We start from the raw sequence: 16,767 nt of genomic DNA on the forward strand, positions 1-16,767 counted from the left end.
TATAGGGCGGCTTTTTTTGTATGTTCACGACAAGGGAGGTGGAGCGCTTTAGCGCTTCCACCAGCCTGCACGTGGTTTCTTAACGGCAACGTCATCAATGTTGATAGGCTGTAGTGCCGGTGCTTCTTCTGTGGTCGGAGCGGTGACTACGTCTGCGTCCGTTTTGCGGCCACGCGTACGGCGAGGTTTGGCCGGAGCGCTAGAGGCACTGTCATCAGATGCTGCTGATGTGTCTACACTCGGTACATCGGCCACTGCGTCTTCTGGTGCTGGCTTGCGGCGGCGCACCGTACGACGTGGTTTGGCGTCAGCCTCTGCAGTCGATGCAGCGTCTTGAGAAACACTGGCGGGTGCTGTGTTTTCAAGAGCAACAGGCGAGGCGCTTACCTCTTCCGTGTGTGTTCTGCGGCGACGGCCACGACCGCGCTTTGGTGCGGCGTATTCATCCGCAGCAGGCGCGCTGTGCTGTTCGGGCTGCTCACGGTCATGAGGTTGTGCCGCGTATTCTGGCTCAATCGCCTGTGCTACGGGGCGTTCAACCGGACGTTCATGAATGGCGATCGGTTTGCTGGTGCGTACTGGTGCCGGACGTGAGGACTGAGACATTTCAGCTTGTTCGATGACATCGAAAATATCAAAGCTGCCGCCGAACGGATTTGCAGGGGTGGGGCCTGCGTAAGAGCGGTTGGGTGCTTTAGGTTTTTCTTGCTCGAAACGCTGTGGTTTGGGTGCCTCTGCTGGCGTGGTTTCATTATCCTTTTGCAGGCGCTTGAAACGTGTACGACGGCGGCCGGGAATTAACCCAGTTTCTGGATCAGCTTGCTCTGCGGTTGGCGCAGTACGCGCTGGTTCAGCAGCGCGCGGCTGTTCATTGGGCTGCGCATCATGTGAGCTGTGCTCACGGGAGTTGAAGTCGTTTTGCTCACCTTGTTCGTAGTCACGGCGGTTGCGATTGCGGCGACGACGGCGGCGCTTACGGCCTTGGTCGTTACCGTTATCGTGCTCATCGCCTTGGAATGAGGCGTTGTAATCCGCGTTATAGGACGTGTTTTCCTGTTGAGCTTCCGGTGCAGGGCGCTCGATAGGCAGGGGAGCTACAGCGGATTCATGCTCTGGCTGTTGCCGGTGCGTGGGGGCTGCATCCTCAATAATGTCAACGGTTTTGACGTGACGTGGTGCTTGGTGCTGTGCCGGAGCAGGTGTCTGCGGAGCAATCCGTTCGATACGAATATCGGATGCAACCAAGTTGTCATCGGCTTCGAATACCACGCGCATACGGTGGCGTGTTTCGATATCCGTAAGCCATGCGCGTTTGTTGTTCAGGATGTACAGCGCAATGTTCGAACGAACATAGGCAGCAATCTCTGAAGCGCGCTGACGTGCACCTTCTTCATCAATAGCACGCAGAATATGCAGGGCGGCGCTGTCTGTGCCACGGACAAAGCCAGTACCTTGGCAATGTGGGCAGGGGGATAGAACGGCTTCTGCAATGGAAGGGCGCAGACGTTGACGTGACATTTCGAGCAAGCCGAAATGTGAAATATGCCCGACTTGGATGCGTGCACGGTCTGAGCGCAGGGCTTCCTTCAGGCGCTTCTCAACCTGTGCATTGTGACGGCGGCTTTCCATGTCGATGAAATCGATCACGATCAAGCCCGCGAGGTCACGGAGGCGTAACTGACGACCAACTTCTTCAGCGGCTTCGAGGTTAGTCCGCAATGCGGTTTCCTCAATATTTCGCTGAGAGGTAGATTTGCCAGAGTTCACGTCAATTGAGACGAGGGCTTCGGTCTGGTTGATCACCAGATACCCACCAGAACGCAGGCGCGCTGTTGGTGAGAACATGGCATCCAGATGCCCTTCGACATTGTAATGTGCGAAGAGGCTTTGGCCACGGTTTTGCCAGAGCTTCACCTTGTTGGCGTTATGCGGCATGAGTAGGCGCATAAATTCACGCGCGCTTTTCCATGCCTGCTCACCATCGACCATGATGTCATCAATCTCTTTCGAGAAGAGATCACGGATGGCGCGTTTGATGAGGTTTGCTTCCTCATAGATGAGTGTCGGCGCCACGGAAGAAAGGGCGTGGGAGCGAATATCGTCCCAAAGTTGGAGCAGGTATTCGCAGTCACGCGTGATTTCTGGGCCGGGGCGACCGGCTCCCGCTGTGCGGACAATCATAGCCATGGCACGTGGAAGCTCGAGTTCTGCGATAATATCGCGCAGGCGGCGACGATCGGACTCGGATGTGATTTTGCGAGAGACACCACCACCACGCAGGGCATTTGGCATGAGGACGCAATAACGGCCCGCCAAAGAGACGTATGTGGTTAGAGCTGCGCCCTTATTGCCGCGCTCTTCCTTAACGACTTGAACAAGAAGAATCTGACGGCGGCGGATGACTTCTTGGATTTTGTAGTTACGTAAGAAGCGTGCCGTGCGGCGCGATGCGGCATTTTCTTCGCCGGTATCGTGCTCACCGCCAACAATTTCTGGAAGGCGACGATCGGCGTTGTCGTCGTCTTCGTTATGTTGTGGTTCAGGCTCTGGGCTGTCCTGTATTTCAGCAGCATCTTCCTCTTGCAGGCTGAGGAGTTTTTCACGGTCTGCAATGGGGATCTGGAAATAGTCAGGATGAATTTCGCTGAACGCCAAGAAGCCGTGACGGTTTCCGCCGTAATCGACGAAAGCCGCTTGAAGGCTGGGTTCAACGCGGATGACCTTGGCGAGGTAAATATTGCCTTTAAGCAGTTTGCGCGACGATGTTTCTACGTCATAGTCTTCAACGCGATCACCATTCATGACCACGACACGCGTTTCTTCCGCGTGTGTGGTGTCGATCAACATGCGCTTGTTCATGGAAAGCTGAACTCCATGGCGCGGCCGCCTGCTCAGTGAGGCTGGTCTGCGCGCCAGATTGTGCGGGGTGACGGGGGCGCAACACACTGGACAACCGAAAGCCTGACCGGGTTGATGCCGGTGCAGCAGGGTTGCAGGTTGTGATCATGTCCTGAGACATTCGACCCCTAAAAATATTATCTGGCCCTGTTAAAACAGGGGCCACTCTCAAAATGCTCCACAAGAGATTACGCATCTCATATCGGTGGAGTTGCCTGACCAAAATGGCCAAATCAGGACAGGATGCCATCATATTGGGTGGCAGCCTATCAAACGACGTGGCTTTTTGGCCCATGGATGGTTGTATTGAACAGGGGGCGGGAGGATTATCGGGTCACCGCCGCTCAAGCCAAGTTACAACTTACCCGTATGTGAGTGTGACTGAAAGATTGAACTCTGGCAAGTCTCTGGTGAAACTGTTGTTTCCTCGCAGTGTTTGCCATGATGCCGACATGGTCTTGAGGCTGTAATGTCACCAGGATCAAAGGCCGTGATAGAATGGTGCAGGTAGAAATGACGCTGATACATAAATCATCAAGTGGATTGAGTGCTACGTCAGGCATTCGATCTGTGTCGCATGTGTCGCGCCGGCTTGTTGTGGGAGGGTTACTGAGTGCGGGTTGCGTAGGGGAGGTATCTGCGCATGCGGTTGGGCGTGAGCATCATGCGGGATCAAAAGATTTGGCAGCCCCTTATGTGAAGCGTGGCATACAACCGCCGCCGCCCTTGATTATGCTAGACCCCGGTCATGGGGGGAAAGACCCAGGTGCCATTGGTGTTTCGGGGACATACGAAAAACATATCTCTGAAGCTGCGGCGAAAACGCTGCACGATGCTCTGGTCGCGACGGGGCGTTATCGCGTGGTGATGACGCGCGCTGATGACCGCTTTATCCCGTTGGATGGGCGCGTTGAGCTCGCGCAAAAGCATCAGGCGTCTTTATTCGTGTCTATGCATGCGGATGCTTTGCATGACCCCGAGGTCCGAGGCGCTTCTGTTTATACGCTGTCGAGCGGTGCGTCTGATGCTCAAACAGAGGCTTTGGCACGGAAAGAGAATAGTGCTGATCGTTTTGCCGGGCCAGCCTTCCATGGTGTTTCGCCTGAAATTCAACAAATTTTATCCAGCCTCGTTTCTGAAGAGACGAGGCGAGGGTCTGCGCATATGGCGGCGAGTGTTGTTGAGTCTTTTCAAAATCGTATTGGCTTATTAACGCATCCGGCACGCCATGCGGCATTTGTTGTGCTCAAAGCGGCCGATATTCCGTCAGTGTTGGTAGAGATGGGTTTTATGTCTAACCGTATGGATGAAGCTGCATTGCGGCAGCAGAGTCATCGGGCGCAAGTGGCGTCGGCTATGAAGGTTGCGATTGAACGTTATTTTGCGTCACGGCCTGCTGTGATGGCGGGATAAAAGATTTATTTTGAAAACCTCCCTTGCGTCTTGGGTAAGAATCGTTCAATTTCCCGCTCATGATTATTTCTATTCGTCTTACGCTTCGACTTATCAGCCCCTGAACGCGTTTTCAGCCGGGTGCGAAGCCCATTGCGTTCAGGGGAAGTGTTTTTCGGTACACCTGAACGTATAAGACGATAAATAACATGGCTTTTCAGCATCCTTCTTTCGGCACAATCGCAGACGATCGCGTCATTATCTTTGATACGACCCTGCGTGATGGTGAGCAATCTCCCGGTTTCTCAATGAATATTGAGGAAAAGCTGCGTATGGCACATGCGCTGGGTGAACTCGGCGTTGATGTGATCGAGGCAGGCTTTCCGGTTGCTTCTGCGGGCGATTTTGAAAGCGTCCGTCGTATTGCGGAACATGTGCGTGGGCCGGTGATCTGTGGCTTGGCCCGTAGTGGTGGTAAGCGCGATATTGAATCGGCAGGTGAGGCGCTGCGTCAAGCTGAGCGGAAGCGTATCCATAACTTCATTTCCACCTCTCCACTGCATATGAAGTACAAACTGCGGATGGAGCCGGAAACGGTTTTGGAGATTATTGCGGAAGGCAACCGTAAAGCTCGTCAGTTCACAGATGATGTTGAATGGTCCGCGGAAGATGGTTCGCGGACGGAGCCGGACTTCCTGTGTCGTTGCGTTGAGGTGGCGATCCGTAATGGTGCGACGACCATTAACATCCCCGATACTGTAGGTTTCGCGACACCGGAAGAAATGCGTGCTATTTTCACGATGCTGCGTGAGCGTGTGCCGGGTGCGTCAGATGTTATTTTCTCAGCGCATAACCATAATGATCTTGGGTTGGCCGTTGCGAATACGCTGGCTTCTGTAGATGGTGGTGCGCGTCAGATCGAATGTACGATTAACGGTATTGGTGAGCGTGCCGGTAATGCGGCGCTTGAAGAAATCGTTATGGCATTGAAGACGCGCCATGATCAGTATGGGCGTGTTACCGGTATTCAAACGCCGAAGTTGCTGGGTATGTCACGTATGCTGGCAACGATTACGGGCTTTGATGTGCAACCCAATAAGGCCATTGTTGGCCGTAATGCTTTTGCGCATGAAAGTGGTATCCACCAAGATGGCGTTTTGAAGAATGCGGCGACATACGAAATTATGACACCAGAGAGTGTTGGTTGGACTAAAACGTCTCTGGTGCTGGGCAAGCATTCAGGGCGTGCGGCCTTCCGGGATAAGCTGGCACAATTGGGTTATGCAGAGCTGGATGATACCGCGTTGAACGCGGCATTTACACGCTTTAAAGATTTGGCTGATCGCAAAAAGGATGTGTTTGATGATGACATTCGTGCGTTGGTCGATGATGAGAGCCGTGATCACGAACGTGTTCGTCTGATTGCGCTGGAATTGAGTGGTGGGACCAAGCAGCAAGCGCATGTGAAGTTAGAAATCACGGTTGATGGTGCGGTTCAGTATGTTGCCGTATCGGGTAATGGTCCGGTTGATGCGGCGTTCCGCGCTATTGGTCAGGCATTCCCACACACGGCTGAGTTGGCGCTTTTCTCGGTGGCGAACGTTACGGAGGGTACGGACGCTCAGGCGCGGACAACGGTTCGTCTGAAAGAGAATGGCAAGTTGGTTGATGGGCAGGGTGCAGATGCTGACACGGTAGTTTCTGCTGTGCGTGCTTATATCCATGCGCTGAATAAACTGTTGGTCAAGCGTGACCGTGCGGAGCCTGAGGCTCTGCCACAATAAACAGTTACAATTCGTGGTATAATTTTATAGACAGAATTGTAACGGATGATAATGTGATCTCCCTTCGGTAAGGGAGATCACGATGCCGCATGAGTGGCTTTATTCGGCATCCGGCCTATTAGTAGGCTTTTTGGTGGGTGTCACGGGTGTTGGTGGTGGCTCGTTAATGACGCCGCTATTGATATTATTCTTTGGCGCTAAACCTCAATCTGCGGTGGGTACAGATTTGCTGTATGCCGCTATTACGAAAATTGTTGGTACAGCGTTAAACCGCCGTTTGGGCGTGGTGGCTTGGCGTATTGTTTTGCTGCAAATGCTTGGGAGCTTACCGGCAGGTGTGCTGTGCTTGCTCTTTTTGCATCATGCAGGGCCGTCTGAAGCGACGTCGCATTTGATTAAGCTCGTATTGGCAATTGCATTGTTGATTATCGCGCCGATTGTTTTGCTGAAGCCGTGGCTCGGTAAGTTATCGGTTAATCGTCCACCTTTGTCTCCTCGTTTAGAGGTGATTTTAACGGTTCTTCTGGGAGCTGTTTTGGGGGCCTTGGTCACAATGACCTCTGTTGGCGCGGGTGCCATTGGGATGGCAGCCTTGACTGCGTTATACCCACGATTGAGTACGCGTACGCTTGTTGCCACAGATATTGCGCATGCTGTGCCATTAGCATTGTTAGCGGGTGGTGGGCATTGGTTAGAAGGGGCTGTTGATACGACGGTTTTAGTGGCTCTTTTGTTGGGATCCATACCAGGTATTGTTTTGGGTACGCTTTTCTCAGATCGTCTGTCGGACGGTGTTCAGCGATGGGTTTTGGGTATTTTACTGTTTGTTATTGGCCTGCGGATGGTTTGAAGCGCCGAAGCGGTGGGTATGGCTTAGTAGCCATACCCATAATTAGGTTGTGTATATGTTGAGCGCGGGGTGCAGACCATTTCCGGTGGGCATGCATTCGGTGGTGGAGGGGCGGCTTGTTGGGTGTATTGGCCGGGCTGTCCATAGCTATACCCTTGAGGGTATGACGCTGGGGGAGGGTATCCGTACCCGTTTTGGTTGTATCCGCCTTGATTATAGTTCGGGGCGTTATAATCGTTGTTGTTGCGGCTTGGTGTGGTTAGAGCGCCTGTAGCAACTCCTAATGCTCCGCCTGCAAGGGCGCCAATAGCTGCGCCGCGTCCGCCACCGGCGAGAGCGCCAATGGCAGCACCAGTGCCACCACCGAGTAGTCCGCCGTTCATTGCGCGAGCATTCGGGTTGTAGGCATCATCACTGCATGCTGAAAGTAAAGTCGCGCCCAATGTAAGGGCGCAGCATGAAGCCATCACTGTTTTTGTGCGGTGTATTGTAGATAATATTTTCATTGCGTTGAATCAGTATTCGTTGCGTGGGTGGTGACGGCTGGGGGTGGTTGCCGCTCCAAGAGCTGCGCCTGTGCCGCCGCCGGCGAGAGCGCCAATAGCCGCGCCATGGCCCCCCCCAGCGATGGCACCGAGGGCTGCGCCCGCACCTGCGCCGAGAAGGGCGCCGGAGCCTGCGCGTGCGCCGCTGTCGTAAGGGTTGCCGCAGGCTGTGAGTGTGAGGACGCAGAATGCGAGGGCGATGAGGCTGCGGGAACGGGCTGGAGTATTCATGATCAGTGGTAACCTGTGTTGAAGATGTGGATCTGAAAGAAAGGATCTACGCGATTATGATACCGTATGAACTGCGCTGAGAAGGTGATTAGAAGATGGCTGGATTGCGGCAGGATATAATTTTTTGTTGCGACGAGGCGATAAGTTCCCTTTTGGCTATCATTTGATGCATGTTACGGGATACTTCCCCTTGTCGTATTGCTGTGGGGTCGGTAAGTCCCATTCTGAATTGGAACTGCGTTTCTGCCGCCTTTGCGTCGCGCCAGGAGTATTAAATGTTTTCTCGTTTGCTGGGCCTCATGTCGGCTGACATGGCGATTGACCTCGGCACTGCCAACACCTTGGTTTATGTTAAGGGCCGGGGGATTGTTCTTGATGAACCATCCGTTGTAGCCATCGCGGATGTGCGCGGTAAAAAGCAGGTTTTGGCTGTCGGTAATGAAGCCAAACAGATGGTTGGGCGTACACCCGGCAATATCACAGCCATTCGTCCATTAAGGGATGGTGTGATCGCGGATTTTGAAGTTGCTGAAGAGATGATCAAGCACTTCATTCGTAAGGTCCATAACCGTCGAGCTTTTGCTACGCCGCAAATTATTATCTGCGTTCCGTCTGGTGCGACGGCGGTGGAACGTCGTGCAATTCAGGAAAGTGCAGAGAGCGCGGGGGCGCGTAAGGTTCTTTTGATTGAAGAGCCAATGGCCGCAGCGATTGGTGCGGGGCTTCCTGTGACCGAGCCTTCCGGCAGCATGATTGTTGATATTGGTGGTGGCACCACAGAAGTGGCCGTTATTTCTCTGGGTGGGATTGTCTATGCGCGCTCGGCGCGTGTTGGCGGTGACCAGATGGATGAAGCTATCATCTCTTATATCCGTAAAACATATAATTTGCTGGTGGGTGAAAGCTCAGCGGAGCGGATTAAGATTGAGCTTGGTGCGGCGATGCCGCCGGATGATCGTTCTAATCCTGATGGTCCATTGACTGAGATTAAGGGGCGTGATTTGATTAATGGCGTGCCACGTGAAGTCGTGGTGAGCCAAGCACAAGTTGCGGAAAGTTTGGCAGAGCCTGTACAGCAAATTGTTGATGCTGTTACGACAGCACTGGAGAATACTCCGCCTGAACTGGCGGCAGATATTGTAGATAAGGGCATTGTTTTGTCTGGCGGTGGTGCTTTGTTGTACCGTTTGGATGAAATCTTGCGCTTATATACGGGGCTTCCGGTCACTGTCGCAGAAAATGCGCTCTCTTGCGTGGCTTTGGGAACAGGGCGTGCTTTGGAAGAAACTCGGCGGTTACGTAGCGTTCTGAGTAGTATGTACTAAGTGCCCGGTCGGCCATTATGCTGTCTATTCATGCTAAGCAGATTGTAGCACGGGCCTCTTTGCCCGTGCTGGTGATGTTGGCGGTTGGCCTTCTTGTTATTGGGTGGGCCAAACGTTCTGCGGTGGATGAGGCGCGTCTTTTGGCAGCAGATATGTTGGCGCCGGCCTATCATGCAATGGTGTGGCCGCAGATACAGGTACGGCACTGGGTTGAAGATTTGCAAGGGGCGACGGATTTGGCGCGTGAGTGCAGTCGTCTCCGTGAAGAAAATCGTTCCTTGCGGCATTGGTATGATGTGGCAGTAGTACTCGCCAGTGAGAATGCCCAGTTAAAAGATAGCCTGCATTGGATACCGGAGCCGACACCGCAATATGTGACGGGGCGTGTCACACGTGATGATGGCGGTCTCTATGCACGGGCTGTTTTGCTCGATGTAGGGGATGGTCACGTTGTAAGAGCCGGGGACGTCGCACTGGATGCAGCGGGCCTCGTTGGGCGCGTGACGGAAGTGGGGCCGCATACGGTACGTGTGCTTCAAATTAATGATGATGCGAGCCGTATTCCTGTGACACTTTCCACCTCACGGGCAGATGCGATTATGGTGGGGGATGATGGGGCGACGCCACGTTTGATGTATTACCCACAGAATCAACACCCGATTGAGGGGGAGCGCGTGCAAACGCGAGGGCAGAGCACAATGCCAGCGGGGTTGCCTATTGGGAGCGTTCATTACAGCGCACCTAATCATCCTGTTGTTGTGCCTGATGCGGATTTGGCGCGCCTCGATATCGTGCGTATTTTTGATTATGGTGGTCAAAGCTTAGTTGCCCCTGATGCGCCGGGGCGTGTGAAAGCACGCATTATGGATTCGAAACCGTTATCGTCTGACAGTACGATGTTTGGTTTGCCTTTTTTGCTGCAGTCGATGCCTGTGCCGCCGGCGAGTGGTCATTAATCATGGTCGCTGAGCGCTCGACCCCTAATTTACATTCTGCTGTTGAACCGAAGCAGACATGGCGTTTGGTGTTGGACCGGATGTTCCGGTCTGCAATGCCAACGCTGTTGTTAATTGCGGTCATTATTTTTCTGTCAGCTCCGTTTGGGGTGCCGGGGCAGGAAGAGGTGCAATTTGGGGTGGCGTTATGTGTCGTGTGGTTTTGGGGGCAGAACCGTCCACGCCTCATGCCGACGCCTGTCGTGTTTTTGTGTGGGATTATCCTTGAACTGTATAGTTTTGGGCCACCCGGTTTAGCGGTGTTGGCGCTTTTGGTGTTCTATGGTGTGTCTAGGCATTGGCGGTATGCTCTGGCTCAGGTGAGCTTTCTTTTGGTTTGGCTCATCTTTGCGCTTTTTGTAATATTAACATGCTGTCTTCAGTGGCTGCTTGTCTGTATTCATGCCTTTGCGTTTTTATCGCCTATGCCCGGTGTTTTTCAGGCAGTGCTGACAATTGGCCTTTATCCAAGTCTTATGGCTTTGTTCTCTTGGGGTAGCCGAACGTTTGCGAATCCTGATCGCGCATAGGTGTTCTGTTAAAACGCCCTTTGTCGCTCTGTTTTTTTGGATTTGAACACCCACCACATGTTGCCACGCGCTCGCAAATCTCGCTTGTTGCAAAATCTCTTTAAAAGGGGGGATGGGGCCGTGCGTTCGTCGCGTGGGGTTTTTACGCGGCGTGCTTTGGTTGTTATGGCGGTGCAGGCGGGGGTGCTTGGGGTATTAGGGCGGCGTCTACATACGTTGCAGTTGCATGAGGGGGAGCACCTTCGGCAATTGGCTGAACGTAACCGTACGAGCAAACGCCTTTTGGCTCCCGCACGGGGGCCAATACAGGATCGTTTTGGGCGTTCGTTAGCAGAAAATAAAGTAAGCTGGCGTGCTTTGTTGATGCCGGAAGAAACGACAGATGTTGCGGCTGTCATTGAACGTTTTGGTACGTTCATTGATTTAGATGAGCATGATCATGCGCGTATTGAGCGCGATTTGAAGCATCTTCGGAAATATGTCCCAGTAACGCTGCGTGAGTTTTTGTCATGGGATGATATGGCAAAGATTGAGCTTAACGCACCATCTTTGCCGGGTGTTTTGGTTGATGTTGGTTCGACGCGCTTATATCCGCTAGGGGAGTTAACATCGCATTTGGTGGGTTATGTGGCCCCTCCAAATGAGACAGATGTTGCGCATGATGTGACCTTGTCTTTGCCCGGAATGCGTGTGGGGCGTGCAGGGTTGGAGCAAACTCAGGAAGCTTCGTTACGCGGTGAACCAGGTTCCGTTGAAATGGAAGTGAACGCGCATGGGCGTGTGATTGGTGAGTTGGACCGGGCGGAAGGGCAGCAAGGTGCCACAGTACGGTTAACGCTTGATTCTGTGCTGCAAGAGCAAGTGCGGGAGAGTTTGGAAGACCGCGTTGCGAGTGCAGTTGTGATGGACTGCCGCAATGGTGAAGTACTGGCGATGGTGAGTACGCCGTCCTTTGATCCATCTCTTTTTGATTCCGGTGTGAGCCATGCGCAGTGGAATGAATGGGTGGAAGACCCCAAAACACCGTTAGTGGATAAGGCAGTGTCGGGGGTGTATCCGCCGGGTTCTACCTTTAAGCCCGCAGTTGCAATGGCTGCTTTAAAAGCAGGTTCGGTTTCACCTCAGGATCGTTTTGTCTGTCCTGGTTATTTTGATATGGGGGGAGTGCGCTTCCATTGCTGGAATAAATACGGGCATGGCGCGGTTGATATGCGGGAAGCGCTGAAATATTCGTGTGACGTGTATTTCTACGAGGTAGCTCGTCGTTGCGGTATGGACCCGATTAAGGACATTGCTAACACGATGGGGTTGGGTGTGCCGCTGGGGATAGAACTCCCTCATGCAAGGTCAGGGATTATCCCCACACCGGAGTGGCGGCGTCAACATGGGTATCACTGGAATGGTGGTGATACGGTTAATGCGGGTATCGGGCAAGGTTTTGTGCAAGTTACGCCATTGGCGTTGGCAACCTATGCGTCGCGTATTGCGTCAGGGCGCAATGTGCAGCCGCATCTTTTACGGACGGTGAACGAGCATGTATCGACCTTGTCTGTATCTGATACGGTGCCAGCTTTAGAGATACCGCAGGAACATCTTAGTGTCGTGCGCGCAGGGATGTTTGCCGTTGTGAATGACCAGCATGGGACGGCGCCGAAAGCACGCCTTGATTTGCCGGGTATTACAATGGCTGGGAAAACGGGGTCGGCACAGGTACGGCGTGTGTCACGTGCAATGCGTGAATCTGGGCATTTTAATTCTGCGAATTTGCCGTGGGAATATCGCCCACATGCGCTGTTTATTTGTTTCGCGCCTTATGATGACCCGCATTATGCCGTGTCGATTGTGGTTGAGCATGGGAATGCAGGCGCGGATGAAGCGGCTCCTCTGGCTAAGAAAATTATGACGGATACCTTGCTGCGTGATCCGGCCAATCAGGCGCGTCCACCAGGTCAGACAGTTGCTCGTACAGATTCAGGGCAAGGCTGATGCGTAATAGTTTAGGGTTTTTGCGGCGTGAAAAGCGCCTGTTGCGGGCTGAGCCAGATTTTCGGCCGTTGGCACGTTTGATGCAGGTGAACTGGTTTTACGTTCTGTTGATTTGCATGTTGGCAGGGGTTGGTTACATCGCGCTGTATTCGGCCGGGGGCGGGTCATCTCATCCGTTTGCTGGGCCGCAAATGGTGCGCTTTGGGTTGGGGTTGGTCATGATGATTGGGGTGGCGTTAGTGCCGCCTCGTGTTCTGCGACTGATGGCGTGGCCTATGTATGGTGTTGCTTTGCTGTTGCTTGGGCTTGTTCTGAAAATGGGGCATGTCGGTAAGGGGGCGGAGCGTTGGGTGAATTTGGCGGGTTTGCAGTTTCAGCCATCTGAATTTGCTAAAATTGCGCTTGTTTTGGCGTTGGCTACATGGTTCCATCGTACTGGACCAGAGCGGTTGGGTAATCCATTGCGGTTAATTTTCCCGGCGATTATTACTCTGCTTCCGGTTCTTTTGGTTCTTAAGGAGCCAAATCTAGGTACGGCAACTATTATTGGTGTAATTGGGGCAACGTTATTTTTCTCCGCTGGTATGCGGTTATGGCAAATCATTGCGTTGGTAGCGCCGATACCTTTTTTGGGTAAGTTTATTTACAGTCATTTGCATGACTACCAAAAGGCGCGTATTGATACGTTCTTGCATCCTGAGCGTGACCCTTTGGGGGCTGGATATAATATTATTCAATCTAAGATTGCTTTGGGCTCTGGTGGCATGTGGGGTGAAGGCTACCTGCATGGCAGTCAGGGGCAGTTGAGTTTTCTTCCGGAAAAGCAGACAGATTTTATCTTCACTATGATTGGTGAAGAATGGGGCTTTGTCGGCGGTATAGCGGTTATTGGTTTGTTAGGCACGCTGGTCTTGGGCGGTATGCTCATAGCTTTGCGGAGCCGTAATCAGTTTGGGCGTTTGCTGGGTTTGGGCATCGCTATGGATTTCTTTTTGTATTGTGCTGTTAATCTTTCGATGGTGATGGGGGCAATCCCGGTTGGTGGGGTGCCGTTGCCGCTGATTTCGTACGGTGGCTCTGCGATGTTGACGATGATGTTTGGTTTTGGGCTTTTATTATCGTCATGGGTTCATCGGAATGAGATGGACCCTGAATAAAGTCGCATTGTTCTATGAGGCCATGTTGGACACTCCCCCTGAATAAGGGGGAGTGTTTTTGTTTTTAGCCGTCGATTTGGCTGAAGTCCGCAATGAGACCAGTGGTCGCGCGGAATGTTGCCAGAAGGCGAAGGCGGTTTTTCCGAATATCAGCCTCTGGTGCATTCACAATGACGGCTTCAAAGAAGTGGTCGAGCACGGGGCGCAGGCTTGCAATGGCTTGCATGGCTTGCGTGAAGTTCTCGGCCTCTAGGGCCGTCTTGGTGTCTGAAACTGCCGCCGTGAGAGCCGTTGCCAGAGCGCGCTCTTCGTCTTGCGTGTAGAGAGACGCATCAGGTTCACCTGTGTGTGGGCCGTCCTTTTTATCTTCAATGCGCAAGATATTGGCTGCGCGCTTTGCCGCGGCCAGAAGGTTTTTACCATCTTCTGACTGGATCATGGCAGAGAGTGCATCTGTGCGGGCGAGTAGCCGGACGAGGTCGCCATCCAGGCCGCCAGCCAAGGTTGCCGCGAGGACATCGTAGCGTGCGCCTTCGCTGCGGAGTTGTACGCGCAGGCGTTCTGCAATGAAGGATGGCAGGGTCTTTAATGTTTCACCATTACGGCCAGCGGCGGCCTCGGTGATGAGTGCCATCAGGTCAAGACGCAGGCCGTTATCGCGGATGGTACGGATCACGCCGAGTGCAGCGCGGCGCAGTGCGTATGGGTCCCCGGACCCGCTGGGTGTTTCACCGATGGCGAAGAAACCGGCCAGAAGATCGAGGCGGTCAGCCAAGGCTACAGCTATGGAGACAGGTGCTGTTGCTGTTGCGTCAGCTTGGCCGCGTGGCAGGTAATGCTCGGACACGGCTCGCGCGACGGCTTCTGCTTCACCGTCATGCGCTGCGTAATAGCCGCCCATGACGCCTTGCAGCTCTGGGAACTCCCCAACCATGCCGGTGGTGAGGTCGGCCTTGGACAGAAGGCCAGCACGTTCAGCATGGGTAATGCTGGTGGCATCGAGACCCATGGCCTGTGCAACCTTTCCAGCAAGGGCTGAGATGCGTTGTGCGCGTGCGCCTTGTGTGCCGAGTTTGGCATGGAATGTGACCGCATCAAGGGCAGAAACGCGCTCGGCAAGTGGGGTCTTGCGGTCAAGGTCCCAGAAGTGGCGGGCATCAGCGAAGCGGGCGCGCAGGACGCGCTCATTGCCCGCAATGGTGAGGGCGCCTTGATCCGCAAAAGGCAGGTTCGCTACAAAGGCAAAAAGCGGTGCGGCTTTGCCATCTTGCGTGCGGAGCGCGAAGTAGCGCTGATTGATCCGCATGGAGACCTGCATGACTTCCGGCGGGAGGTCCATGAAGGCGTCGTCAATCTTACCAATCAGCGGAGCTGGGAATTCGACAAGGCCAGCGACTTCGCTCACCAAGCCTTCATCTTCGACTACTAGTGCATCGTGTTTTGCTGCACGTGCTGCAACGCCGTCGCGGATCATGGCGCGGCGTTCATCGGCATCGACGATCACGGAGCGTTCTGTGAGGGCGCTCCGCCATTGTGCTGCGGATGTGACGGTGAAGGCTTCGGGTGCGATGAAGCGATGGCCTTCGGATTGTGTGCTGGAGCGCAGGCCGTGAGCGTCATCACCATCACGGGTGAGATCAAACTCAACGAGCGCACCATCGAGCAAGCACACAATACGGCGCAGAGGGCGGATCCATGTGAAGAGGGAGCCATTGCCCCAACGCATGGATTTGGGCCATGGGAATTTCCATAGCAAATCCGGTAGGGCTTCTGCGATGCGTGCGGAGGCGGGTACCGGGGGAAGATCTCGGTTCAGCACCCAGAACCCGTTTTCAAGCGTCAAATCATCGGGGGTGACGCCATGTTTGCGGGTGAAGCCTGCGATGGCCTTTTCGGGGGCACCGTCACGTGGGCCGCGCTCAGAGAGCGTGCGTGCAGGGATTTCGGCATCAACATCCAATGTAATAGCGATACGGCGTGTGCCGTAAAAGGTGCGGATGTTGGATGGGTTCAGGCCATTCAGCGCCGTGGTCAGCAGGGAGGAGAGGTCGTTTACGGCCTTTTCTTGTGCGCTTGCTGGGATTTCTTCAGAGAAGAGTTCAAGGAAAAATTCAGCCATTATTCTTGTCCTCTTCGCCTGCGTCTTCACCAGCTAGCCATGCTTCACAGGAGGCTTTTGCGAGAGTACGGACGCGGCCAATATAGGAGGCGCGTTCGGACACGGAAATGACACCGCGTGCATCGAGCAGGTTGAACAGGTGGGATGCTTTGAGGCACTGGTCAAAAGCAGGTTGAGCCACGCCAGCCTCGGCTAGGCGGATGGATTCCGCTTCACAATCTTTGAAATGCGCGAACAGCATGTCTGTGTTGGCAAGTTCAAAATTATGGCGTGAGTAATCTTTCTCTGCGCGGAGGAAGACATCACCATATTTCAGGCCTTTGCCGTTATAGTCGAGATCATAGACATTCTCGACACCTTGGACGTACATGGCCAGACGTTCTAGCCCGTAGGTCAATTCTGTTGACGGCATGACGGTTGGAATGCCGCCGACCTGCTGGAAGTACGTGAATTGTGTGACTTCCATTCCGTCACACCAGACTTCCCAACCGAGGCCCCATGCGCCGATGGTGGGGTTTTCCCAGTCATCTTCCACAAAGCGAATATCGTGCTTGTCGGGGTCGATCCCGATGGCGCGGTAGCTTTCCAGCAAAAGCTGCTGGCTGTCTTCTGGGGTAGGCTTCAGCAGGACTTGGTATTGGTAGTAATGCTGAAGGCGGTTCGGGTTTTCACCATAGCGACCATCCGATGGGCGGCGGCAAGGCTGCACATAGGCGCAAGACCACGGTGTACGACCGAGAGCGCGCAGTGTGGTGTGAGGCGACAGCGTACCGGCACCGAGTTCGGTGTCATAAGGCTGGAGGATGGCACAGCCTTTATCGGCCCAAAAGCGATGAAGGCGCAGGATGAGATCCTGAAAACAGAGCGGCCGATTGTCGGACAAGGCGAAAGGCTCCGAAGTAAGCTAAAAAATGGCCCTCACCTTACAAGGGAAGGGCCAAAACCGAAAGAGTGC

The 16,767-nt window shown here is 53.8% G+C and carries 13 protein-coding genes; 8 read left to right on the top strand and 5 right to left on the bottom strand.

The window, feature by feature from the left end; genetic code table 11:
• Positions 1-48: 48 nt before the first annotated feature.
• Positions 49-2,859, bottom strand: a complete 2,811-nt coding sequence (locus tag KB213_RS08505; protein WP_211682186.1) for an Rne/Rng family ribonuclease — start codon at positions 2,857-2,859, stop codon at positions 49-51.
• 552 nt (positions 2,860-3,411) lie between these two features.
• On the opposite strand from KB213_RS08505, the gene KB213_RS08510 reads away from it, so the two are divergent.
• The 3 genes from KB213_RS08510 (at position 3,412) to KB213_RS08520 (ending at position 6,924) form a co-directional block, all read left to right on the top strand.
• Positions 3,412-4,311, top strand: coding sequence for an N-acetylmuramoyl-L-alanine amidase family protein (locus tag KB213_RS08510; protein WP_211682188.1), 900 nt, complete (start codon positions 3,412-3,414; stop codon positions 4,309-4,311).
• A 188-nt stretch (positions 4,312-4,499) separates the two neighbouring features.
• Positions 4,500-6,074, top strand: a complete 1,575-nt coding sequence (locus tag KB213_RS08515; RefSeq protein WP_211682190.1) for a 2-isopropylmalate synthase — start codon at positions 4,500-4,502, stop codon at positions 6,072-6,074.
• 82 nt (positions 6,075-6,156) lie between these two features.
• On the top strand, positions 6,157-6,924 hold the full coding sequence (locus tag KB213_RS08520; protein WP_211682192.1) for a sulfite exporter TauE/SafE family protein: 768 nt from the start codon (positions 6,157-6,159) through the stop codon (positions 6,922-6,924).
• A 23-nt stretch (positions 6,925-6,947) separates the two neighbouring features.
• Here the strand turns inward: KB213_RS08520 and KB213_RS12840 are convergent, their stop codons facing one another.
• Both KB213_RS12840 and KB213_RS08530 read right to left on the bottom strand, forming a co-directional pair.
• A complete protein-coding gene (locus KB213_RS12840; RefSeq protein WP_249110391.1) occupies positions 6,948-7,430 on the bottom strand; it encodes a hypothetical protein in 483 nt (160 codons plus the stop codon).
• A gap of 9 nt (positions 7,431-7,439) precedes the next feature.
• Positions 7,440-7,700 carry a hypothetical protein gene (locus tag KB213_RS08530; RefSeq protein ID WP_211682194.1) on the bottom strand — a complete coding sequence of 87 codons (261 nt, stop codon included), beginning with the start codon at positions 7,698-7,700 and terminating at the stop codon, positions 7,440-7,442.
• A gap of 275 nt (positions 7,701-7,975) precedes the next feature.
• On the opposite strand from KB213_RS08530, the gene KB213_RS08535 reads away from it, so the two are divergent.
• The 5 genes from KB213_RS08535 to rodA are packed head-to-tail and all read left to right on the top strand — an operon-like array spanning position 7,976 to position 13,693.
• On the top strand, positions 7,976-9,025 hold the full coding sequence (locus KB213_RS08535; protein ID WP_068170350.1) for a rod shape-determining protein: 1,050 nt from the start codon (positions 7,976-7,978) through the stop codon (positions 9,023-9,025).
• A 17-nt stretch (positions 9,026-9,042) separates the two neighbouring features.
• Entirely contained in the window at positions 9,043-9,981 is a 939-nt protein-coding gene (gene mreC, locus KB213_RS08540; RefSeq protein WP_211682196.1) for a rod shape-determining protein MreC, read from the top strand.
• A gap of 2 nt (positions 9,982-9,983) precedes the next feature.
• Positions 9,984-10,550 (top strand): hypothetical protein, encoded by a 567-nt coding sequence (locus tag KB213_RS08545; protein ID WP_211682198.1) that lies wholly within the window; start codon positions 9,984-9,986, stop codon positions 10,548-10,550.
• 57 nt (positions 10,551-10,607) lie between these two features.
• Entirely contained in the window at positions 10,608-12,536 is a 1,929-nt protein-coding gene (mrdA, locus tag KB213_RS08550; RefSeq protein ID WP_211682200.1) for a penicillin-binding protein 2, read from the top strand.
• Positions 12,536-13,693, top strand: a complete 1,158-nt coding sequence (gene rodA, locus KB213_RS08555; RefSeq protein WP_068170332.1) for a rod shape-determining protein RodA — start codon at positions 12,536-12,538, stop codon at positions 13,691-13,693. Before mrdA ends, rodA begins: the two co-directional genes overlap by 1 nt.
• Positions 13,694-13,757: 64 nt before the next feature.
• On the opposite strand, the gene glyS is transcribed toward rodA, so the two are convergent.
• Together glyS and KB213_RS08565 are read right to left on the bottom strand one after the other, a co-directional pair.
• Positions 13,758-15,812: a glycine--tRNA ligase subunit beta gene (gene glyS, locus KB213_RS08560; protein WP_211682202.1), complete on the bottom strand. Its 2,055-nt coding sequence runs from the start codon at positions 15,810-15,812 to the stop codon at positions 13,758-13,760.
• On the bottom strand, positions 15,805-16,695 hold the full coding sequence (locus KB213_RS08565; RefSeq protein WP_068170317.1) for a glycine--tRNA ligase subunit alpha: 891 nt from the start codon (positions 16,693-16,695) through the stop codon (positions 15,805-15,807). The genes glyS and KB213_RS08565 overlap by 8 nt, the downstream gene beginning before the upstream one ends.
• Between the last annotated feature and the right edge of the window lie 72 nt (positions 16,696-16,767).

The sequence above is a fragment of the Neokomagataea anthophila genome, assembly GCF_018122595.1.
GTDB lineage: Bacteria > Pseudomonadota > Alphaproteobacteria > Acetobacterales > Acetobacteraceae > Gluconobacter > Gluconobacter anthophilus.